This window comes from Chitinophaga niabensis (assembly GCF_900129465.1).
Classification (GTDB): Bacteria; Bacteroidota; Bacteroidia; order Chitinophagales; family Chitinophagaceae; genus Chitinophaga; species Chitinophaga niabensis.
In genome coordinates this window covers 1,218,535-1,241,738 of sequence record NZ_FSRA01000001.1, presented here as the reverse complement: position 1 = coordinate 1,241,738, position 23,204 = coordinate 1,218,535, and the positions used below count along the sequence as shown (strand labels likewise).

General features: G+C 47.5%; 14 protein-coding genes. 5 read left to right on the top strand and 9 right to left on the bottom strand.

Going from position 1 to position 23,204, the window contains the following annotated elements; genetic code table 11:
• Nucleotides 1–33: 33 nt before the first annotated feature.
• A complete protein-coding gene (locus BUR42_RS04650; protein ID WP_074238116.1) occupies nt 34–1,116 on the top strand; it encodes a metallophosphoesterase in 1,083 nt (360 codons plus the stop codon).
• On the opposite strand, the gene BUR42_RS04645 is transcribed toward BUR42_RS04650, so the two are convergent.
• Entirely contained in the window at nt 1,099–2,199 is a 1,101-nt protein-coding gene (locus BUR42_RS04645; protein WP_074238115.1) for a Gfo/Idh/MocA family protein, read from the bottom strand. The genes BUR42_RS04650 and BUR42_RS04645 overlap by 18 nt on opposite strands.
• A gap of 123 nt (nt 2,200–2,322) precedes the next feature.
• Here BUR42_RS04645 and BUR42_RS04640 point away from each other — a divergent pair, with 123 nt between their 5' ends.
• Nucleotides 2,323–3,819: a PAS domain S-box protein gene (locus tag BUR42_RS04640; protein WP_084185399.1), complete on the top strand. Its 1,497-nt coding sequence runs from the start codon at nt 2,323–2,325 to the stop codon at nt 3,817–3,819.
• A 223-nt stretch (nt 3,820–4,042) separates the two neighbouring features.
• Here the strand turns inward: BUR42_RS04640 and BUR42_RS04635 are convergent, their stop codons facing one another.
• From BUR42_RS04635 to BUR42_RS04600, 8 genes are all read right to left on the bottom strand, one after another.
• On the bottom strand, nt 4,043–5,440 hold the full coding sequence (locus BUR42_RS04635; RefSeq protein ID WP_200798213.1) for an alpha-L-fucosidase: 1,398 nt from the start codon (nt 5,438–5,440) through the stop codon (nt 4,043–4,045).
• 2 nt (nt 5,441–5,442) lie between these two features.
• Nucleotides 5,443–7,188, bottom strand: a complete 1,746-nt coding sequence (locus BUR42_RS04630; RefSeq protein WP_074238113.1) for a RagB/SusD family nutrient uptake outer membrane protein — start codon at nt 7,186–7,188, stop codon at nt 5,443–5,445.
• 7 nt (nt 7,189–7,195) lie between these two features.
• A complete protein-coding gene (locus BUR42_RS04625) occupies nt 7,196–10,270 on the bottom strand; it encodes a SusC/RagA family TonB-linked outer membrane protein (RefSeq protein ID WP_143197335.1) in 3,075 nt (1,024 codons plus the stop codon).
• 20 nt (nt 10,271–10,290) lie between these two features.
• Entirely contained in the window at nt 10,291–11,931 is a 1,641-nt protein-coding gene (locus BUR42_RS04620; protein ID WP_074238111.1) for a RagB/SusD family nutrient uptake outer membrane protein, read from the bottom strand.
• A gap of 6 nt (nt 11,932–11,937) precedes the next feature.
• Entirely contained in the window at nt 11,938–14,718 is a 2,781-nt protein-coding gene (locus BUR42_RS04615; protein ID WP_074238110.1) for a SusC/RagA family TonB-linked outer membrane protein, read from the bottom strand.
• Between the two features lie 168 nt (nt 14,719–14,886).
• Nucleotides 14,887–18,933 (bottom strand): hybrid sensor histidine kinase/response regulator transcription factor, encoded by a 4,047-nt coding sequence (locus BUR42_RS04610; protein WP_074238109.1) that lies wholly within the window; start codon nt 18,931–18,933, stop codon nt 14,887–14,889.
• A gap of 83 nt (nt 18,934–19,016) precedes the next feature.
• Complete coding sequence (locus tag BUR42_RS04605; RefSeq protein WP_074238108.1) at nt 19,017–19,439, bottom strand: DUF983 domain-containing protein; 423 nt, start codon at nt 19,437–19,439, stop codon at nt 19,017–19,019.
• Between the two features lie 3 nt (nt 19,440–19,442).
• A complete protein-coding gene (locus BUR42_RS04600) occupies nt 19,443–20,312 on the bottom strand; it encodes an AraC family transcriptional regulator (RefSeq protein ID WP_074238107.1) in 870 nt (289 codons plus the stop codon).
• A 141-nt stretch (nt 20,313–20,453) separates the two neighbouring features.
• Here BUR42_RS04600 and BUR42_RS04595 point away from each other — a divergent pair, with 141 nt between their 5' ends.
• The 3 genes from BUR42_RS04595 to BUR42_RS04585 are packed head-to-tail and all read left to right on the top strand — an operon-like array spanning nt 20,454 to nt 23,203.
• On the top strand, nt 20,454–20,819 hold the full coding sequence (locus BUR42_RS04595) for a hypothetical protein (RefSeq protein WP_074238106.1): 366 nt from the start codon (nt 20,454–20,456) through the stop codon (nt 20,817–20,819).
• A gap of 52 nt (nt 20,820–20,871) precedes the next feature.
• Complete coding sequence (locus tag BUR42_RS04590) at nt 20,872–22,143, top strand: TolC family protein (protein WP_074238105.1); 1,272 nt, start codon at nt 20,872–20,874, stop codon at nt 22,141–22,143.
• The gene (locus BUR42_RS04585) at nt 22,130–23,203 is read left to right on the top strand and encodes an efflux RND transporter periplasmic adaptor subunit (RefSeq protein ID WP_074238104.1); all 1,074 of its coding nucleotides are present in this window, start codon (nt 22,130–22,132) and stop codon (nt 23,201–23,203) included. Before BUR42_RS04590 ends, BUR42_RS04585 begins: the two co-directional genes overlap by 14 nt.
• Nucleotide 23,204: the final 1 nt, after the last annotated feature.

Sequence of the window (23,204 nt, the reverse complement as noted above, 5' to 3'; positions counted from 1 at the left end):
TCTCAAATATAAGAAATCCCTATCTTTATCTAATTGAAGAAACTACTGCAAATAATATTCCGGAAACCTGTTATCTGGCTTGCCAACAAATTATCATCCCGGCCTGAAAGCAAAGCTGTTTTCAGCAATCTCACGCAACTTCAGCAGGATATCCTGAAAGGCAAACAGGATAAGGGGCTGCTCCTCTCCTGCCATCCGGAGAGCGCCCGTTATATTATCCTTTCAGATCAGCATAAAGGTGCAAAAGATGCTGCAGATGATTTTATGATAGCGGAAGAAAACTACATGAAAGCCCTCACGCACTACTACAATGAGGGATATACGCTCATCAACCTGGGAGATTGTGAGGAATTATGGGAAAGCACGCCCGCCAAAGTGATCGAAAAGAACCGTTTAACCTTACTGGAAGAGGCCAAATTCCTTCAGAAAGACCGCTATTACCGCATCTTTGGGAATCACGACCTGGAATGGAATTACCTCATTCCCCGCAACCAGTTCCTGAAACCCATCTTCGGCGATAAACTAAAGATCTATGAAGGTTTGATCCTCCAGATGCCTTATAACAACAGCACTTTCAACATCTTCCTCACCCATGGCCACCAGGGAGATCAGCGCAGTGACGGCAATGCTTTTTCCAAATGGTTCGTAGCAGCTATCTGGACGCCTATTCAACGTTTGCTGGACATACGCATGGATACGGTATCAGATTCCTTTGACCTGGTAGACCTGCACAATATTGTGATGTATGAGTGGACCTTACAGGCGAAGAACACTTTCCTGATTTCAGGGCATACACACAAACCCGTATTTGTTTCCCTCGATCATATAGACCGCCTGACGAAGCAACTGGAAAAAGCCATGAAGGAAAAGGATGAAGCCCTGGTCACTTCATTACAGGATTCCCTGGCAAAACGCAAAAAAGAATACGAAGGGAAAGTACTGATAAAAACAATGGCGCAGCCCACCTACTTCAATACAGGCTGCTGTTGTTTCAGCGACGGGGATATCACCGGCATTGAAATAACAGATGGTTTCATCCGCCTGATCAAATGGGAGGACGGCGCCAGGAAAGTACTGGAAGAATCACCGCTCTATTATCTATTTGAGCAGATCTAATTTTACTTTTTTACCGCTGGAGATCGCTTCATAAATGCCTTCTATTACTTTCATATCCCGCAGCCCTTCTTCTCCCGGTACATTATTGGGCCGGTTCTCCAGGATTGCTTTAGCCACACCATCCATATGTGCAGCCTGCTGATTGATAGGCGTGATCTCCATAGGCCCTTTGCTGGTGCGGCCCTGCTGGCCCCTGTAGCCATATGCATTGTTTACTTCATACCATCCGCCTTCTGCTGCTGCATATAAACGGTTCACGCCGGTGGTATAAGTAGAAAAGGAATTGGCAATAGCGCCTCCGGGGAAATATAACTGCCATGCCAGCGACTCTTCAACATCCTTAAACTTCTCCGGCTCTGTTTTCGGGAACTCCTGTGCCGTTACATAGATCGGTTCTTCACCTACTGTATAACGCGCGCCCTGGATGGCATAGATCCCTACATCCATCAAAGGCCCGCCGCCGGATAAAGCATGTTTCAGCCGCCACTGGTTGGGATCACCGGCCCTGAAACCATCGCTGGCTTCCACGAGCTTTACTTTCCCGAATACTTTCTCCCGGGTGAGCCGCATCATTTCAAGATGGAAGGGATCATAATGCAGGCGATAGCCTATCGCCAGTTGCCGGTTGGCTTTTTTACAGGCATCGATCATGGCCTGCCCTTCTTTTACGCTCACTGCCATTGGCTTTTCACAGATCACATGTTTCCCTGCTTTTGCAGCACGGATGGTGTATTCCGCATGCATAGAATTGGGCAGTACGATGTACACCACATCAATATCCTTATTATCAACGATCTTATCGAAGTTCTCATAGTTATAGATGTTCTTGTCCTGGATCTTGTACTTCTCTACCCATACAGGGATCTTGGAAGGTGTGCCGGTAACAATGCCACGCAGTTCAATATTTTGCGTTTGCTGCAGTGCAGGCGCCAACTGGTTTGTGGCATAACCGCCAAGGCCTATGAGCGCAACACCCAGCTTACGCTGCTGCCATGGCATGGCTAATCCTGCCAGCGGGGAGGCAAATGCTGATGCGCCCATTACAGCTGAATACTGGAGGAATTTTCTACGGGAATGTGTCATGACTATAAGGGTTTTCAATAAGATACATCATTTTTAAATATATAGGTAGTGCGGCAGGGCCGGGACTCATTTTTTTTATTACTTTGGACGCAGTAACCGAACCTCGACTGAAACACACCATGTATGATCAACCTTTTCTCACCGCTTAGGACAGTGATGATCTTTATTGCCTTTGGCATTTTCTGGATCTTCACTACTGACAGCCTCCTCATGTGGCTATTTGGCCCCACTTCTTCCAGGATCTGGGTAGGTCAGCATCTCAAAGGCGTTACATTTATGCTCATCTGCGGCTCACTGCTGTACTGGTTGCTGAAAAAATACCTGACCTCCCTTCATCATTCTGAAAATGCCTATATCCGCATCTTTAAGGAATCGCCGCATGCCATGTGGATCTACAATAAAAAAGATCTCCGTATCCTGCTCGTTAATGATGCTGCGGTGAATACCTATGGATACAGCCGCCAGGAATTCCTGCAGATGCAGATGACAGACCTGGACCCTAAGGCAGATGGCCTCCAGCACGTAAAAAAGAATGGCGAACTGGTATATGTACAGGTGCAGTCTTTCGGCACTTCCTATAAAGGAAAAGCAGCCGAAGTGGTGAGTGCAATGGATGTAACGGATAAATACCTGGCTGATGAAGCCCTCAACCAGCAGGAAAAATTACTGAACACCATTATCAACAGCACAGATGCCCTTATCTGGGCGGTGAATGCAGATAAACAATTCATTGCTTTTAACCAGGCTTTTCACAATACGATCCTGAAATTTACCAATACTGACATCAAACTTGGTGATGCCTTATCTATGGTGGAAGGAGAGCTGGAATATCAACGCTGGCAGAAACACTATGATAGAAGCCTTCAGGGAGAAACCCTGGTAATTGAAGATGCGCGGGAGCTGCAGGGCATCGGCTTGTCCTGGTCAGAAGTGACTTTCACACCCATTGTGATGGAAGGTGATATCATTGGCGTGGCTTGTTTTGCCAGGAATATTACAGAGCGGAAACAACAGGAGATCAGGCTTAAAAAGGCGGTGGAAAGATATGAGATCGTATCCCTTGCAACGAATGATGTGATCTGGGATTGGGACCTGGCCACCAACAAAGTGTTATGGAATTCCAATTTACAATTGCTCTTCGGGCACGATACCAGCAATGAAGATATTTCCTGGTGGAAGAAAATGGTGCACCCGGATGATTATGCACGGGCTGTGTTTAGCCTGGAAGAGGTGATCAGAACGCGGCTTACGCAATGGGAGGTGGAGTATCGTTTTATGAATGCATGGGGAGAATACCGGTATGTGAGTGACAGAGGATATGTGATCTATAATGAAGAGGGACTTCCTTACAGGGTGATCGGTGCAATGCAGGATATTGATGAAAAGAAAAAGTTTGTGGAAGATCTGAAGAAAGTAGCGCATATGAGTTCGCATGGGATGCGGCGGCCGGTTGCTTCTATGCTTGGCCTTGTTGGATTGATGAATAAAGAAAACCTGGCAGACCCGGATAATGCGCCGTTATTGGTGCATGTTGAGAAGCTGGCGCAGGAAATGGATGAGATATTGCATGATGTGGCGGATAAGTGTAATACTATATTCATGGAGGTGCAGAAGGAGTAGTTTTGTTTACTGCTGAGGTTTTGCCGCGCAGCAGAGGGCGGAGCTTTTTATTTTGGAGAGGGTGTTTTTTCTTTTTGTGTGAGCAATATTTTTTAATGGGATTGCAGAGGTTTTGCCGCGCAGCAGAGGGCGGAGTTTTTTATTTTGGAGAGGAGGGCTTTTTATTATTAAAAAAGGGCCCTGAAATCAGAGCCCCTATCGTATTATAGTAGATCGAGTAGCCTTAGGTTTTTGCTTCCTGGTATTTATCTCCGCTGCCGCTATTGCTTTCTGTTTCAAGGATAATTACCTGTGGCACTTTATATAACTGTATGGGCATATGGAACAGGTATTGATCTTTTGCGATCTCCTCAAGTCCCTGCTTTGTTTTAAAGCGTGTTCCTGCCGGGGCTTTTATTTTCAGTAAACCACTCACCGGTACATTGAACACTACCAGGTTCAGTGTGTTACTGCCTTTCTGTTTTGTATAATATCCCCAATCCTGCTTTTCCCAGCCTGCATAGTCACAGTTGTAGATAACATGGCCATTTGCCTGCATCCATGCACCTATTTCAGCTGCAATGTTTTGCTCTTCTTTACGGATGCTGCCATCTCCGGCAGGGCCAAAGTTCAGGAGGAAGTTGCCGCCCATAGAGGTTGTGTGCACCACCATCTCCAGCAGCTCCAAAGGGGACTTCACATGGCTGAGACTCCAGTCCTTATGATAGCCCCATTGGTTTTCGGGAACGGTCATACAAGCCTCCCAATCCCATTTAGTCACCTGCAGGTCTTTATAAGGATTAGGGAGGCGGCGTTCGTATCCTGATTCGTAATCTCCCATCAACTCTCCATTGGAATCAATATGCCTTTTACCAAAGTCATCAGCACGCAAGCGGCTGTTCACAATAGCGCCGGGCCTTACTTCCTTCAGCATCTTTTCTACTTCCAGCGTCCACCAGCCGTTTTTCTTAATGGAATTATCCCAGGTGCCATCAAACCAAAAGGCTTTTACAGTAGGATAATTCGTGGCGAGTTCGCGCAACTGATCAGCGGCAAACTTTAAAAATCTCCGGAAGGCAATGCTGTCTTCTGCGGATTTGATATCATAGCGCCAGTCAGGATGATGCCAGTCAAGCACAGAGTAATAGAAGTTTACGTCAATGCCTTCGGCGTTATAGGCTTCTACCAGTTCTTTCAGGATATCCTTTTTGTAAGGCGTATGGCTGATATTGAACTCCGTGAACTTTGTGGGCCACAGGCAGAAACCTTCATGGTGTTTGGTGGTGATGGTCATGTACTTTGCGCCCATCTTCTTCGCCATTTTAGCCCATTCCTTTGCGTTAAACTTCACCGGGTTGAACTGGTACATCAGGGAATCCCAGGTACTGGTGGGTATCTTAGCGCTGGATTTCAGGAACTCCGCCGCATAGTTATACGTTTTTCCATTCCATACGCCACCGGGAATAGCATACAATCCCCAATGGATAAACTGTCCGAAGCGGTTGCTGCGCCATTTGTTCATGGCGGCGTCTGTTCTTTTGCCGGTATACTGTGCGCCATACTGTAGCTTTTGCTGCGCGGTGGCAGATACAGTCAGCAGTAACAGCAGTACCAATAATTTATTCTTCATCGTTTTCATCATAATTACCAGCCCGGGTTTTGGATCAATGCCTGAGCGCGGTTGATCTCCTGTTGCGGGATAGGCATAAAATACATCTGCGGGCTTCTGAATGTTCGCGTTTCAAAAACAAAGCGCTCCGGCGTAAATGTAGTTTCATTTACTTTGATCATACGCATGCCATACATATCACCGGCTGCTTTTTTATCCAGCTCTTTCCAGCGTAACAGGTCAAAGAAGCGGTGTCCTTCTTCCATGGCCAGCTCCACTCTCCTTTCATTACGTATCACATCTCTCATCGCCTCTTTGCTTAAACCCGCTGTTAACTGGTATGGATTAAGGCCCGCCCGTTTGCGGATCATTTCCACTGCATTGTACACTTCGCTTCCTGCGCCGCCGTATTCATTCATAGCCTCCGCATAGTTCAGCAGAATCTCTGCATAACGGATGGCTGGCAAACAACGGTTGGCATCCACGCCATAGTTGCCTCCTGCATTTTCATCCATCATTTTACGCCATAAATATCCGGTGCGGGTAGAATTCGCATTTGTATTAAGGCCATCCTGCGGCGCAAACTGGTACAGCCATACCGGCTCTTTTTTATTGCTGGTCCTCAGCAGCCAGGGGGCACCATTGTACAGGATGGATAAATAAAAGCGCGGATCCCTGCCTTCATAAGGTTTGGCCTCATTATAACCGGAACCTGCCTCATTGATCATTTTACCATTCGCCATCGGGAATGCATCTACCAATTGCTGTGTAGGGAAACTATACGTATTCCCTGCGCGGGAAGTAGGCAGCTGGTATAACTCCACGAACTTGTTATTCGCCTGCATGATCAGGAAGATCTGTTCTTTGTTCTTCCGTTGAATGAAGGTAGTATAGAAGCCATTTCCGGGGCGGGTAACATTATCTTCCACCAGTTCATAGATCCCCAGGTCCATCACCGCCTTCAAAGCATCAGCGGCTTTTTTCCAGCGTTCGTTATCAAAGGAAGGATACCCCAGCACGGCTTTCTGCGCGGCGGTTTCTCCCAGGTTCTGCCCGTTGAACAAAGGGCTCGCAGCCAGGAAGAGTGTTTTTGCTTTCACTGCCATGGCCGCACCTCTTGTGGGTCTGCCATATTCAGGGCCAATCTGTTCCAGCGGAAGGATAGCCGCTACTTCATCCATCTCTTTAATGATATACGCTACACATTCTTCAAAAGAAGCACGGGGCAGGTTGAAGTCGTCTGTAAGATCATATAAGCGGTCGCCGATCAGCGGAATACCGCCGTGTGTGCGAAGCAGGTGAAAATAATAGTAGGCACGGAGGAACCGGGCTTCTGCTTTGGCCAGGGTTTTCCGGCCTTCGGATAAAGGCCCTTTGTCTATACTGGCCAGGAAGATGTTCACCCGGCGGATGCAGGTGTAAGGATTCGTCCAATGGTCTGCACGTATCCTGGCAAAGTCTGCACCGGTAGAAAAGGTGGCGGAATTATATGCCTGTGCAGTTTGGGCTACGTTGCCGCTCCAGCGCATTTCTGAATCGTCTGTTATATCTGAATAGCCCCAGAGGCCGCCGCCAAAAAGACCGTTATCCAGGAAATATACAAAAGACAACTGGCGATAAACACCATTGAGGAATTGCATGGTCAACGCACTGTCCGCAAATGTTTTTTCGCGGTCGATGGTGCCGGTATCTGTTTTGTCCAGGAAGTCGTCACCATTTGTTTTTTTACAGGCTGCTGCTGCTAAGGAGAGTGCTATTGCACCAATGAATAATTTCTTCATGATCAAACTATTTAAAGGAAACCTGTAAACCAAAATTGAAAACCTTCTGTTGCGGATAACTGCTGTATGCTTCTGTGAAAGCGCCACCTCTCGCTGATTCAGGGTCCACGTCATAGATCTTGAGATTGAACCAGGTGATGAGGTTCAGGCCGTTCGCATACAGGCGGATGTCCTGCACGCCTATCCTGTTCACCCATGCTTTGGGGATATGATAACCCATTTCCACATTCTTCAAACGCAGGTAATCCAAAGGTCTTAACCAGAAAGTGGACATGTCAAAGTTCACACCACCCAGCCTTGGATATTCTGCGATATCGCGGGTTTCGGGGGTCCATCTCTTTTTGTGGATCTCAGAAGGGATACCGTTGGAGTTACCGATCTGCAACATGGTGGATGCATCCATGCTACCACGTGCTGCTCCCTGGAAGAGTACGGACATATCAAAATCCTTGTAGCTGAAACCTGCGCTGATACCATAGGTTACCTGTGGCAGGTTGGGATGGCCGATCGGCCCGATATCGTTCTGGTCTATCTTGTTATCGCCATTGATGTCTTTGAACTTAATGTCTCCCGGTTTTACTGTTTTACCAACTGCCACAGGGCTTTTGGCAATGTCTGCATCATCATAATAGAAGCCATCGAAGATATAACCATAGATCTGCCCCACAGGCCGGCCTGTTTGCAGCAAGAGCGGGTTGGATGCATTGAATGGTTCATCACGGAAGAGTACTTTATTCTCTGCGAAAGAGAAGTTACCTTTCAGGAAATAGTTGACAGCGCCGATCTTATGGCGGTGTGTGGCTTCAATTTCATATCCTTTATTACTCACACGGCCAATGTTCACCGGCGGTAAGGAAATGCCGGTATATACCGGTACAGAGCCACGGGTAGTGAGGATGTCGTAACGAAGGTTATCAAAGTAATCTGCTACGATCTCCAGTTTACCTTTGAACAGGTGCAGTTCAATACCGAGATCTATCTTACGTTCCCTTTCCCAGCGTACATCTTCATTCGCCAACGCGCCTGGGATCACTACGCCGGAAGAGGTGGGAGATTCTCCGAAACTGTAATCCTGTGCTGGTTTGGTGTACACCTCTTCATAGATGTATTTGAAGGTGTTGGACAACTGGTCGTTACCTACCTCTCCTATTGAACCACGCAGTTTCAGGTAATCAACGAACTTCACATTATTTTTAAAGAAAGGTTCCTCGCTTACGTTCCAGCCTGCAGATACTGCGGGGAACAAACCATACCTGTTCTTTGATTTAAAACGGTCAGAACCATTGTAACCCATGTTAAATTCAACGAGATACCTGGAGCGGAAATCATATCCTACCCTTGCCGCATATCCTCTGAATTTGCCTGGTACATTTGCTCCCTGCACATCTGCACTCTGGTTCATCAAAGCAAGGCCATACAGTGTGTGATTACCAAATGCCCTGCGGTAATCCAGGATAGCCTGCGTGTTCAATACACGGATAGGCCTTTTCAATCCATTCTGAAAATCCGCATCTTCTGCCATCACCGGGATCCTGAAGAGGTCCGGGAATACGGGCTCATAAGTATCTGATCCGGAAATGTATTCATATACGGGGAAGCGGCCTCTTGTTACACTGCGCCTGCTCTGAAAATCGTTCCGGTAAGCCAGCGTTCCGCGGATAGACAAACCTTTGGTGATGAAATCCAATTTATGGTTAGCGGTGAGGTTCAGGTTAAGGTCATTATCGTACTGCCTTTTGTAACCTGCGTATTTGAGGATACCTACCGGGTTAAGGGTACCTGATTTTTTACCACCAAAGGAACCATCCGGGTTATAGATCGGATATACCCAGGGCGCTAAAAGACCGGAAGTGATCCTGCGCCAGAAAGGCCATGCGCCACCACTTGTTACATCCGGGAAGTTGGGTTCATTGATCTCGGAGAGACGTGCGGAAAGGTCCAGCCGGAGGCTGAAATCCTTTGTTACATCCACATCCAGGTTAGAACGGAAATTGTAACGTTTCAGATAGTAGTTGCTGTTGAAGTCTTCATCTTTAGGCAATTCTTTCATGATACCGTTCTGAAAAATATATCCCAGGGAAACGAAGTATTTCACAGATTCCGTACCACCGCTTACATCCAGGTTGTTCCTTTGTTGCAGCGTGCTTTTCTTCATCACTTCATCATACCAGTTCACATTCGGATACTTATATGGCTCGTCTCCCAAACGGAAATGCTCAATAGCTTCAGGGCTGGTATAACCCGGCAGCAACACATTAGGGTCCTGCCCGGAGTTGGTGTAATGTTCTATGAGTAAAGGAATGGCTTCGTGTGAAGGCAATGGTTTACGGTATACGGTTGGTTTCTGGAAGCCGGCTTCAGAGCGGAGTGTTACTTTCGGTGCGCCTGTTTTACCACGGCGGGTAGTGATCACCAATACACCGTTTGCTCCTTTGATACCATAGATGGCGGTAGTGGATGCGTCTTTGAGGATAGCAATACTTTCCACTTCATTCGGATCTATCTGGCTCACCTGGTTGTAATCGTATTCGATATCATCCACTACGATGAGTGGATTGCTGGCACCGGTATAAGTACTGCTGCCGCGGATAAAGAAGTTAGCACCATCTTTACCCGGCTGACCGCTGGTTTGCTGCTGGAATAAACCCGGCAGGCGGCCTACGAGAGAGTTCTGGATACTGGCGGCGGGGCTTTGGCGTAATTCCTTTCCGCTGATCATGCTCACCGCGCCGGTGCTCGTCATCTTCTTTTGTTTCGCGTAACCTACTGTTACCACTTCTCCCAAACCAGTCACCGCTTCATCCATCATTATACTGATACTTGTTTTTCCTTTTACATTCACCGTTTTGGCGGCATATCCTACGGAAGTGATAATGATCTCATTGGAAGTTGTTTTCAGTGTGATGGTGAAAGCACCTTTATCATCACTGAGCACGCCGTTCTTAGGATTCCCGGCTTCCTTTACGGTAACAAAAGGTACAGGCCCGTTAGCATCCGCAACGGTTCCGCGGATGGTCCTTTCCTGCGCTACTGCGGTAACAGCAAAGAAAGAAAGCAGCAGAATAGATATAATTCTTTTCATAATAGTTTTTTTCATTTGCGTTAATACTCCCAACCGGTGTTCTGTTTCATGTTTGGATTGGTTTCTATCTCGCTGTACGGGATAGGGTACCAGTACATCCGGGTGATATCGAATGCGGAGGTGGTGGCCGCAAACCTTGTATAAGTGAACGTACCGTCCGTATTCTTTACGATCTTCATACCGGATAAAGGTGCATTCATCACTTTGCCTGCTATCTTCCAGCGGCGGATATCCCAGTGGCGGTGTTCTTCAAATGCCAGCTCTATCCTTCTTTCATTCTGGATAATGCTCCGCATGGAATCTTTGGTGATGCCGGCCGGCAATCCATAAGTGGTACCAGTGATCCCTGCCCTCTTCCTGATAAGGCCCAGCGCATCGTATACCGGTTTAACAGGACCGCTTTCCTCATTTTTTGCTTCTGCAAAATTGAGCAGCACTTCCGCATAACGGAAAAGTATCACAGGCCTGATGGTATTACTGTAAGCAGTGGAGCTTTCAAATTTGCCCATGAACTTGCGCAGGTAGTAGCCTGTTTTTGTTTGGGTGATGATACCGCCGGGTTTATCCAGTCCGCCTTCAAATGTTTCTACAGCGCGGTTCAGCCATTTCTTTCCATTGTAAAGGATGGTGGCTTCAAAACGCGCATCTCTTTTTTCATATGGTTTGGAGGCCACATAACCGGAAAGCGGGTCTGTAACAGGCAGGCCATTAATCATGGGGAAGGCATCCACCAGTTCCTGGGAAGGACTGGTCAATCCTTTACCGGCTCCGGCATTCAGGTATCCGACAGGTCCGTTGTACTGTTCTACGGTTTGATTGGGCGTGCCATTTTTAGCGAAGATCATTTCTGTGGTCTTGCTGGTGATGAACAAACCGGCAAAGTCGGTGGACAGGGTGTAAACACCGAGGTCTGTTACTTCCTGTGCAGCATTTGCTGCATCTGTCCATCGTTGTATGATGTTATCAGGATTGTATAAAGGGCTGGCCCAATAGAGCAGTACCCTTGCTTTCAGGGCCAGTGCCGCACCTTTGTTGGCACGTCCTACATCCGCATCATTCATATTGGCGGGCAGTAAAGAATCTTTGTAATCTGCTATTTCTGCGAGGATATAATTCTTTGTCTGCTCCACGGTGCTCCTGCTGAAATTCAGATCATCCGTGATCTTCAGGATGGTGTCGCCCATTAAAGGCACACCTCCCCAGCGTTTCATCAGTTCAAAATAGAACATGGTACGCAGGAAGCGGGCTTCTGCTTTCCAGGCACGTTTTAATTCTGCAGTGGCAGGCACCTTGTCTATTTTAGAAAGGAACATATTTACACGGCGGATGCCTCCGTAATTAGTGCCCCATGTATTATCAGTTACGTTCAAAGGGCTGATGCGTCCTTTACGGAAATCTTCCGTTCTGTCCCCATCCTGTGAAGCCATGCCATCGTCTGTACCATTGTCTAAATAAGCATTTTCAGTGCGGTTGTAACCGGAGGGCAGTTGTGCATAGATGCCGTAGAGGAAAGCTTTTGCATTATCTGCGTTCTTATCCATTTCATCAAACACCAGGTCGCCCGTAAGCCGGTCCTGCGGCTCAGATTCGAGCACACGTTTGCAGGCGGCCTGCACCACACAAACACCTGCGAGTATATAAAGGAGATATTTACTTTTCATAATGAATTAGAGTTGAATGTTCACACCGAAATTGTAAATGCGCTGATTCGGATAAGCGCCCTGGTAAGATTCAGGATCTACACGGTCCAGCGGCGTAAAGGTGAGCAGGTTGTATGCGTTCGCAAATGCGCGGATGCTGCCTAACCGGGTGAACCTTACCCAATCCTGCGGCAGTGTATAACCCAGCTCGAGGTTCTTGAGGCGTAAGTATTTACCGTCTTTCAGCCAGAAGGTAGAGGCGCGGTGATTATTCACATTGGTACCCACTGTTAATCTTGGATAGGTGGCAGTAGCTGCTGTAGCCGGCGTCCATCTTCCAAGATGGTGTTCCATGGCCTGTCCTTTTCCGGAGTTCTGGAATTCGTAGGTATTGTTGCCTGTGAGGAAAATATAACGGTTCATCACACCCTGCCAAACCATGCTGAGGTCAAAGCCTTTCCAGTTAAGCCCCATGTTCACACCATAATATACCTGTGGTTTGGTGGTACCGATGGCACGTTCATCAAACACATTGATCACGCCGTCATTATTCAGGTCTTTGTATTTGAGATCTCCCGGCACAGGTGTGTAACCATCCAGCCTGGGGTGATTATCCAATTCATCTTTGGTATTATAGAAACCATCTGCCACGAGTCCGAAGTTCTGCCCTACCGGCAAACCGGTACGTTTATTCCAGCTGTAACGGCGGCTTACCTCATCCATATCATCCACACGGGATTTTATGAAAGACAGGTTCGCATTCACATAATAACCGAGTTGCCCTGCCCTGCTGTGATAGTCCGCACTGAACTCCATTCCGCTGTAAGTGCTGGCGCCGATATTTTCCAGTGGTATGGTATTCCCGATGATCGTGCTGGCATTGGTACCACGGCGCATGATCAGATCGGTGCGGCGTACATCAAAGTATTCTGCCGTGAATTGCAGTTTATCCTGCAGGAGAGCAACATCCAGCCCTACGTTCAGTTTCTTTGCCTTCTCCCAGGTAAGGTAAGGATTAGCCAGGGCTGATTCGCTGATACCAGCGTAGCTGGTAGCCGGGTTCCCCAATGCATAGGAAGTGTTTTGTGTATAGAATTGCAGGTAGGTATAATAACCTGCATTGCTGCTGTTGCCTGTTAATCCATAAGAACCTCTGAGCTTCAGCGTTCCGATAGATGGCAGCGCTTCCCGGAACCAGTTTTCTCTGGCGATGTTCCAGCCGATACCTACCGCAGGAAAATATCCCCACTGCTTCTGATAGTACATATTATTGCGGGAATAGGCCATGGTGAATTCCAGCAGGTATTTCTGCGCGTAATTGTAAGCGGCGCGCGCAGAGAAACTGGAATTAATGAGTGGCAATTGTTTTCCATCAGTATAGGTGTCCCTGAAATACAATCCAACAATGCTCACCTGGTGTGCGCCGAAAGCAGAATCATACCCCACCTGGAATTCTGTGTAAGCCTGGCGGTTCTCAGCACTGTTGGCAGCTGTGTTTGACTGTGTGCCATCTGTACCTATTTTACTGGTACCATTATATACTGCAAAGGATTTACTCCGGTTAATGTTCTCATTATAGTACCCGTTAAAAGAAGCCAGGCCTTTTACGAACAAACCCGGCAATACAGCATCCAGCTTTTGCTTTACGGAAAGGTCTATAGAAAGGTTGCGGTTATAATTAGGCCGGTAGCCGGAACGTACAGCCTGACCATAGATATTATTGGTGTATTGCGCATTTCCTCCCAGGCTGCCATCGCTGTTCAGCATGGGATAAGCGTTATTGGGCGTGGTAAGAAGGGAAGAATAAATGCCGGATGTTTCTGCGCCTGGTTCATTTCCGTTACGGATGCGGCCAAAAACGTTCAGGTTCACCAGGGTGGTTTTAGTAAGGTCTACATCTATATTCGTTCTGAAAACATATCTTTTATAGAAGTTGTTGGTAGGGTAAGTGTTCTTGCTGTCGGTTATAAAGTATCCCTGCTGGTTCAGGTAATCCAGGTCTACGAAATAACGGGCAGACCTTCCGCCGCCTGCAATATTCAGGTTGTAGCGCTGCATACCGGCCTGGTCTTTCAGCACGGTATTGTACCAATCCACATCCGGATGGCCGAAGGGATCGCTGCCTGTTCTCCAGGCTTCCAGGTCTGCAGGGGAATAAACGGGCTGCTTCCCGTCGTTCTGCAAGGCTTCGTTATAAAGGCTCGCATAATCAAATGCCTTTAGGAACTTTGGCCTTTTGAGCTGTTGCTGAATAGCGCTCTGGGCAGTAAAGGAGATCCTCTTTTTACCATTGTAGCCATGTTTGGTAGTGATCAGGATTACGCCATTCTCCCCGCGCATGCCATACATGGCAGTACCCAATGCATCTTTGATCAGGCTTACCGAAGCGATCTGCTCCGGATCAATGGAGGTAATGGACCTGGGCACCCCGTCTATTACAACCAGGGGACCCGCTCCGCGGATAGACATCGTGGCAGCATCCTGCCCAGGCTCTATGCTGGTTTGCAGGAGATACAGCCCGGCCAGTTTGCCATACAGGCTATTTTCCAATTGTGTTACCGGCATGCTGCGGATATCGTCGTAACGGACAATTCCGTAAGACTGGAGCATGGTAGTACCGGATTGAGCACCAAATAATACCGGAACGGTATCTTTCAGCGGTAAGATACGGCTGGCTGCTGCCGGCAGGCGCTGAGAAACGGAAGCCCTGCGAATGACCGTATCTTCCATCGGCTTTGCTGATACCCGGATACCGGGAAGGCATAACGTCAGCCCAAAGCAAAGTGGGATTGCGTACTTTTTCACCATAATAACGTAGTTGAAAACGACAATTGGTTGATTGATCTAAGTAATTGGTTGATCTCCAAAATTAGGGGGAAGGAAGGGCTAAGGTACCCGTCATTTGCTGCTTAAATACGGGTGAAATCCATCAAAATAGCACAGGTCATTTGTACACAAAAGGAGGAAAATGAGCCACTATGGCTGAGTTGACTGAGAAGCAGCATAATCGCGGGGAGTGCTGCCGAATTCTGCTTTGAACCATTTGCGGAAATAGTCCACATCAGAAAAACCTACCATATATGCTACCTCTGTAACGGTAAATTCGTTCCGGGATAATAATTGCGCCGCCCGTTTTAAACGTACGCTCCTGATAAATTCGATGGTGGTTTGGTTGGTGAGTGCCTTAATTTTCCGGTAAAGGGTGATGCGGGTCATGTTCACTTCTTTGGCCAGCTGCTCCACATTGAGGGTAGGTTCCAATATATTAGCATCAATAAATGCCATTACTTTTTCCAGGAAGATCTCATCGGCTGAGGTAATGGCAATGTTGCGGGGCTGCAACATAATATCCTTACTATAACGCTCCCGGAGCAATGCCCTGGAAGCCAGCAGGTTATTTACCCTCAGCTGCAACAAGCCCAGGTTAAAAGGTTTGGTCACATAATCGTCCGCCCCGGTTTCAAAACCTTCCATCTGGAAAACGAGCGGTGTACGGGCAGTGAGCAGGATCACAGGGATATGGCTGGTCCTTTCGTCCTTTTTCAGCTTGCGGCAGAGGTCTGTTCCACTCAGGCCCGGCATCATTACATCGGAGATAATAATGTCCGGCAGTACCTCTGTGGCTATTTTCCAGCCCTCTCTGCCGTCGATGGCTTCGTGAACGGTATAATGCTGCCTGAAATGGCTGGCTACGAAGCTGAGCATTTCTGCATTGTCTTCCACGATCAGCATTACCTGGCCATTGCCCTCTCCTTCCGGTTCTTCGGGTGCCATTTCTGTTATGAAGGGCTCCGGCCTTTCCGGAGCGCTGCCACTGATCTCACTTTGCACATACTGCTCCGCATGCATGGGGAAGGCAACCGTGAAGCAGGTTTCTCCGGGGATATCGATCGTGGATTGTTTACTTTCAACAGTAATAGTTCCCCTGTGCAGGGTTACCAGTCCTTTTGTAAAAGCCAGCCCGATACCGGTACCTGAAATAGGTAAGCCCGTATCATTATAATGATGGAAAGGATTAAAGATCTTACCGATATGCTGCGGCGCAATACCGGCTCCGTTATCCTCCACACAAATCACCACCTGGCGCTGTGCGTTGGTTTTCACGGAAACCTTGATCCTGCCGCCTGCGGGTGTGAATTTCACCGCATTGGAAATGAGGTTGAAAAGCACCTTTTCCAGTTTATCGTGGTCAAACCATACGAGCATTTCCGGTTCCGCCGCCTGCATGGTGAGCTTCAGGTTGCGCTGCCGGGCATAGGCATCAAAAGAAAGGATCACCTCCCGGATAAATTGCACAATGTCCTGCTCCGCGATCTGCAACTGCATATGCCCTGCTTCGAACTTGCGGAAATCCAGCAACTGATCCGTTAAACGCATCAGCCTTTCTCCATTCCGTTGCATCAGCAGCAGCTGGTTTAATACTTTATTATTCCCCTTCTCTTCATCCACCAGTTTTTCCAGCGGTGCCAATATTAAAGTGAGCGGTGTTTTGATCTCATGGGAAATATTGGTGAAGAAGGAAAGTTTGCGTTGCGCCAGTTCCTGGTCCTTCTCACGGCTCCGCTGCTGCAACAAGATCTCATGTTTGAGGCGGGTGGTTTTAATGGAATGGGACCAGAAGATATATAAGATACCTCCTATCACCAGCAGGTAGAACAGGTAAGCATACCAGGTTTTCCAGAGTGGCGGCAGCACTGTAATATGCAGGCTGGCATATTGTTCATTCCAGTAACCATCGTTATTGGCGGCTTTTACTTTGAACACATAATCCCCTGCATCCAGGTTGGTATAAGTAGCCGTTTGCTGATTCCCCACATAGTTCCATTGCGTTTCTCCATGCAGGCCTTCCAGCATGTAGGCATATTGGTTGGTGCTGGAATTGATATAGTTCAGTGCCGCAAAACCCAGCGTAAAGTAAGCCTGGTCGTGCGTGAGGGTGATATGATCTGTATAACTGACGGATTGCTCCAGGGGAGAATGTTCTCCCCCTATGGTCACCGGTTTGTTTTTAATACTGAAGGAAGTGAATACCACCGGGGCTTTCACTTTATTGATCACCAGCTTATCCGGGTGGAATTGAACAATGCCGTTATTGCCGCCGAACATTACTTCTCCGGATGCTGTTCTGCATGCGGCCGCCAGGAATTCGTTACTGCCCAATCCATTGTTCACGGAATAATTCACCACCTGCACTTCTTCTTTGCTAAAAGGCCCATGCGCTTTTCCTAAGGTGATGCGGGCAATGCTCTGGTTAAAGCTCACCCAGAGGTCTCCCTTTTTATCCTGGGTAATGCCATGCACAATATTGGACGAGAGACCGAAAGCGGTATCCAGCGTAAAGAACTGGTTGCGTTCCTTGTTCAGTAATTTCAATCCTCCTCCCCTTGTGCCTATCCAGATATTCCGGCGATCGTCCTCATAGATACAAAGGATCGCATTCTTGTTGAATACGCTATCGTATTCTTTCAGGTAATTGACAAACTGTTTCCTTCCCTTCGGGAGGCAGGACAGGCCTACTTCTGTACCGATCCATACACCACCCTCGCTATCCTGCATGAGTGTGTTGATATCATTGGAGATAATGCTGTGCGGATCTTCTTTTTTATTCCGGTAACGGGTAAAAGCCCCGTTCTTATCCATCTGGAATAAACCACCTTTAGTTCCTATCCAGGTATTTTCCTCATCCCCCGCAATACCATACACCACATCATCCAACAAGTGTTTGGGTGTTTCTTTCAGGGGATAGGAAAGCATTTTCCCGGAAGGCTGATGATACCTGAAAAGCCCTTCCAGCGTACCGATCCAGAGGTTCTGCTTTTCATCCAGGTGAATGGCTTTCACCATTTCAGGATTGATATGATGCGGCGCGCGGGGATTTACGCGGATGTATTGAAAAGTATTCTTCTTTGTATTGTAATAATTAACGCCACCACCTTCTGTAGCGATCCAGAGGTTGCCGTCCTTATCTTCCTTGATGCTGCTCACCACCCTGTTGCTCAATCCCGGCTGACGGCCCAGCTGCTCGTTGATGTAGCTGAAGTTCTCATTTCCCGGATGCTCAATGCTGAGGCCGCCGGCGAAGGTACCTACCCATATACTGCCGGCATTATCTTTCATAAAACAGAGCACGGAATTACCTGAAATGGAATAAGGATCGTACTTGTCCACCACATAATTCTTTACGGTGGTCCTGCTGCCATTGAGGGTATACAGCCCGTTGCGCGTACCTATCCATGCTTCTCCGTTGTGGAAGAGGATAGCCCTTACCATATCGCTGCTGATCTGTAAAGGGCTGGTTTCTGAATTGTAATTCTCCACCACATCCGTTTTGCGGTCCCATATCAGTAAACCATCCTTTTCCGTACCTATCCAAACATTGTGCATACTGTCTATAGCAATGCTGTGTACAAAGCTTTTGAGGTAACGGGGATTTTGAAGCAGGGAAACCGGAAGCGGCAGAATGCGGCGGCTCTGGGGGTTATAGCAGATCACATCTTTTGCGCTGCCCAGCCATAAGATGCCGTTCTTATCTTCCGCAATGGCGCTGATAGAAGGTTTGCCGGGACCTTTGCCCAGGTCTACCGGGTGCAGCACGCGTTGCTTTTCATCATAACGGAACAGCCCTTTATTGGTGGCTACCCAGAGATTGCCCTTACTATCCCTTTTGATCAGCTTGGCATAACGGAAATGGAAGTCGTTCCTTTTATCGGAGGAAACTATTTTATGGAAACGTTCCAGTTTGCAGTCGAAAAGGTCCATGCCCAGGGAAGTACCTACCAGCAGGTTGCCTTCACTATCTTCTCCCAGCGCAATGGGTTCATTGGAACTCATGCTGAAGGGGCGGTTCTGATCATATTTGAAGTGGCGGAAACTGTAGCCATCGTAGCGGCTGAGACCATCAAAGGTGCCTATCCAGATAAAACCTTTGGCATCCTGGTAGAGGCAGTAAACGGAGCTTTGAGACAATCCTTCCGCAATGCCCAGATGTTTGAAACGCAATTGCGCTTTCAAGGTAACGGACATCAATAGAAACAATAAAGCGGTTATATAGCAGGATCTCATGCTCACTTATACGACTCGGTTGAGCCGCAAAATACAGCATATCTTTAAACTTTATACTGAAGCCGCCAGTTTCTGTCATAATAAACAAAGAAGGCGAGCCAGATACTCCGCGAAACCCGCATCAGTATGGGTTGTAAGATAACCAGGAGTGCGCCATTGATGCCCAGCCACCAGAAAAGACGGCTATCGTACAGGGAAAAACCCAATAATACATACCAGGCAACAAAGGTGGCCACGCTCAGGGCAATGGAAAGGGCATAACTTACATAACCGGTACCAAAGTAGAAACCTGTTTCCGGCTCTGTAGGCTGGCCGCATACGGGGCAATGTTCATTCATTTTCATGAAGCTGCCCAGGCGATAGGGATTTTTGTGCTGATAGAGGTCACCCCTTCTGCAACGCGGGCATTTATTACTTAATACACTGAGGATAAGGTTGGGTTTGTGGTCTGTTTTTTCGGCACACATATACTAATTATTTAAGCTTTTTCTGAAATCATCCGGGGTGATGCCTGCATACTTTTTGAAGAAGCGGTTAAAGTAGGAATTATCCTGGAAGTTGAGTTCATACGCGATCTGGGTTACGGTAAGGTCTGCATTGGTGAGCATACGTTTTGCTTCCAGCAGGATCCTTTCCCGGATCAGCTCACCGGCCGTTTTGCCCAGGAGGTCCTGGCAGAGGGCATTGAGGTGATTGGGTGTGATATATAACAGTTCTGCGTATTCCTTTGGTAATTTAATGGTACGGTAGTGTTTGTTGATCAGCTGCTGAAAGTTGCGCAATACCAGCAGTTTCTGCTGGGGAATGGCTTTCTTCTTTTCCCTTACGCTCGTTCTTTCAATGAGCAGGAATAATTGCAGCATCAACACGCGGATCATATCAAACTGCGGCGTTTCCATTTCTGCTACCAGCTTCTCAAACAACGCTTTCACTTCTTCCCTTGCGGGGAGTGGTACTGTTAGTACCTGGTCCTTACTGTCACCACTGAAAAAAGGAAAACGTTCCAGGTAATCGTGATGCATTAAAAAAGAGCGGAAGAATGTTTCCGAAAAATGGATCACATAACCGTCTGTATCCGGTGAAAAGTGCCAGTTGTGTACCTGGCCCGGGATCATAAAATAAACCTGGTAAGGCTGTACACTGAACTTCGTAAAATCCAGGGTATGGCTACCGCTTCCTTTGGTAAATAATACCAGGTGGTAGAATGAGTGGCCGTGCTGGTGTATGGCCTTTTGGTAGTTATTTTGCAGGTAATGGTTTAATCTTTCGATCAGCAGGTCCTGCTGATCTTTCCCCATACTGAGGCTGCAAATATCATATACCGGGATGGCTGGTTTCATGATGATACAAAGGTACTGCAGCCGGCGGGATTAGCCTATGACCATTCAGGGGTTTTATGGTACTTTTTACTGATGGCCTTAAAATGATTTTAAGGCTATTTTAAGGCATCCCCTTCACCAGAGGGCTTACCTTTACAGCACATGCGGCGTATCATTGCATATCTTTTCCTGCTTCTTCACTTCAATACCGGCATATTTTTGCCGGAAACGGGTGAAGTGGATGTGTATGATGCCCATGGCCAGCTGGAAGATGATATCAATTCCGCACTCGAATATACGGTACAGGTGGTATTCGGGTACGATGATCCTTCCCCGGAAGATGAGGATAACGATCAGCCTGGGTTCTATCAGCAGATAGATATACAGTACTGCATCCTGAGCGCCCCTGTTCATATAGAAGATCATACAAATTTCACGGTAGCAGCCCGCGTTTACCCGGAAGGCTTTACGCAGGAACCGGTATTTATACCTTATGAAATAGTAACCCCTCCCCCCGAACAGGCCTGAAGCCCCTTTCCACTTAATCTTTTACAACATCTGACAATTAATTTGTAATACAATGAATTGCAAACGCAATCTCATGCTTACGATCGGCGTGCTGATCATAAGCATGTACGGGTATGCGCAGGATACATTGCGCATTACCCTGCCACAGGCAGAAAAACAATTCCTGGAACATAACCTGTACCTGCTCGCTGAAAAATATAATATCTCTAAAGCACAGGCCGAAGTGGTACAAATGAAGCTCTTTCCCAATCCCAACCTGAAGCTGGAAGGAAGTGTCTATAATCCCAACAATAACAGGTTTGCAGACATTGGCAACACATCCGGCCAATATGCTATTGCAGCGGAACAGCTCATATTGCTGGCAGGCAAACGCAACAAACAGGTAAAACTGGCCCGTACAGCTTCTTCCATGGCAGAAGACAGGTTCTTTGACCTGCTGCGTACCTTAAGTTTCACCCTGCGCAGTAATTTCTATAAAGCGCATTACCAGCAGAATACTTTAGCTGCATTGCAGCAGCAGATAAGCACACTGGAAACCTTACAAACGACCTACCATGGCCTTCAGGCGAAAGGTATTGTTTCCGGTAAAGATGCCGTACGCGTCACATCGCTGTTGTATAACCTTCGTGCAGAACACACCAGCCTGCTGAATGAATGCCATGATATGCAAAGTGAATTACAGTTACTCCTGCACCGGCAAAATACCTGGTATGTAACGGAGGTAACGGCGGAACCTGTTTCCCTGCGGCGTACTGATCTGCAAACCCTGCTGGATACGGCATTGCTTACCCGGCAAGACCTCAGGCTAGCGCAACATGCATTGCAGTACAGCGAACAAAACTACCGGCTGCAGAAAGCAATGGCCGTACCGGACCTTACTGTTGGTGCTATGTTCGACAAACGCAGCAATTACATCGATAACGCCAGCCTGCTGAATGTAGCCATGGACCTTCCTTTCTTTCATCGTAACCAGGGAAACATCAAAGCGGCCAGGGTGGATATTGCACAGCAAAAGCTCTTACTGGAACAGCAGGCGGCGGTGGTGGAAAATGAAGTACGCACGGTGTATGCACAAGCGCTCAATACGGAAAAGGCAGTGTTTGCCATAGATCCGGGCTTCCGGTTACAGCTGGAAATACTCTTACAGAACATGGGAGAACATCTGCTGAAAAAGGAGGTCAGCCTGCTGGAATTCACGGACTTCTACGACTCCTATAAAGAAAATATCCTCCGGTTAAACAATATGCAGAACGACCGGATGCAGGCAATAGAAAAACTAAACTATGTAATCGGGAAAAACTTACTGAACAATGAAGCAAATTAAAATTTTATGGATAGGGGCTGCACTGGCTTCCTGCCAGCAGGCAACGCCGGTACCCATCAAGGAAGTGAACCCTTTGCCGGACAGTCTTATCAGGCAATTACAAACAGCTCCGGCAAAACTGGAGGAAATGACGGACCTGGTAAAACTGAACGGCAAAATAGTACCTACAGAACAGCAACAGGCCAAAGTATATGCATTGGTCAGTGGCCGTATTGGCACGGTAAAAGTAGAATTGGGAGACATGGTGCAGAAAGGCCAGGTACTGGCCACACTGGAAAGTTCTGAAGTGGCGGCTGTAAACAACGATCTCTCCCTCGCCAATGCCAATGCAGAAATGGCTTTGAAGAACATGGAAACACGCCGCTCCTTATACCAGGGCAGCCTGATCACCGAACAGGAATATCTCAGCGCACAGATCGAATACAATAAAGCTAAGTCCGAACTGGAAAAAGCACAACAGATCAATGCCATTACCGGCGGGAACAGCAAAGCCGGTTATACCGTAAAAGCACCCATTTCCGGCAGCATCATCGAAAAGAATATCACCGGCAATTCGGAAGTAAGGCAGGATAACAACAGCAATCTTTTCACCATCGCAGACCTTTCTACCGTATGGGTGATCGCCAATGTTTACGAATCGGACATTAACAGCATCCACCTCAACGATCCGGTGATTGTATCCACCCTGGCCAATCCGGATAAGGAATACGCCGGAAGGGTAGACAAGATCTACAATGTGCTGGATGCAGTAAGCCGTACCATGAAAGTGCGCATCAGCATGCCAAATAAAAACAATGAGCTGAAACCGGAAATGTTTGCCAGGGTATACCTCAGCTCCAGGATAGGCGGCACACCACAACTATGTATCCCCGCAAAAGCAGTGGTAATGGATAACAGCAAACGATATGTGGTGGTGAAAAAAGATGCTTCACTGGCTATCCGCGAGATCAGGGTGATCAAACGGGTAGATGATAAAGCATTCATAGAAGGCCTTACAGCAGGAGAAAATGTGGTAACGCAGTCGCAGGTATTTATCTATGATGCATTAAATGTAAAGTAAC

What these genes read in the sequence shown, in the direction of transcription:
- BUR42_RS04645 (WP_074238115.1), bottom strand. Translation starts at nt 2,199, where the DNA reads ATGACACATTCCCGTAGAAAATTCCTCCAGTATTCAGCTGTAATGGGC.
- BUR42_RS04640 (WP_084185399.1), top strand. Translation starts at nt 2,323, where the DNA reads ATGATCAACCTTTTCTCACCGCTTAGGACAGTGATGATCTTTATTGCC.
- BUR42_RS04635 (WP_200798213.1), bottom strand. Translation starts at nt 5,440, where the DNA reads ATGATGAAAACGATGAAGAATAAATTATTGGTACTGCTGTTACTGCTG.
- BUR42_RS04630 (WP_074238113.1), bottom strand. Translation starts at nt 7,188, where the DNA reads ATGAAGAAATTATTCATTGGTGCAATAGCACTCTCCTTAGCAGCAGCA.
- BUR42_RS04625 (WP_143197335.1), bottom strand. Translation starts at nt 10,270, where the DNA reads ATGAAAAGAATTATATCTATTCTGCTGCTTTCTTTCTTTGCTGTTACC.
- BUR42_RS04620 (WP_074238111.1), bottom strand. Translation starts at nt 11,931, where the DNA reads ATGAAAAGTAAATATCTCCTTTATATACTCGCAGGTGTTTGTGTGGTG.
- BUR42_RS04615 (WP_074238110.1), bottom strand. Translation starts at nt 14,718, where the DNA reads ATGGTGAAAAAGTACGCAATCCCACTTTGCTTTGGGCTGACGTTATGC.
- BUR42_RS04610 (WP_074238109.1), bottom strand. Translation starts at nt 18,933, where the DNA reads ATGTCCGTTACCTTGAAAGCGCAATTGCGTTTCAAACATCTGGGCATT.
- BUR42_RS04605 (WP_074238108.1), bottom strand. Translation starts at nt 19,439, where the DNA reads ATGTGTGCCGAAAAAACAGACCACAAACCCAACCTTATCCTCAGTGTA.
- BUR42_RS04600 (WP_074238107.1), bottom strand. Translation starts at nt 20,312, where the DNA reads ATGAAACCAGCCATCCCGGTATATGATATTTGCAGCCTCAGTATGGGG.
- BUR42_RS04595 (WP_074238106.1), top strand. Translation starts at nt 20,454, where the DNA reads ATGCGGCGTATCATTGCATATCTTTTCCTGCTTCTTCACTTCAATACC.
- BUR42_RS04590 (WP_074238105.1), top strand. Translation starts at nt 20,872, where the DNA reads ATGAATTGCAAACGCAATCTCATGCTTACGATCGGCGTGCTGATCATA.
- BUR42_RS04585 (WP_074238104.1), top strand. Translation starts at nt 22,130, where the DNA reads ATGAAGCAAATTAAAATTTTATGGATAGGGGCTGCACTGGCTTCCTGC.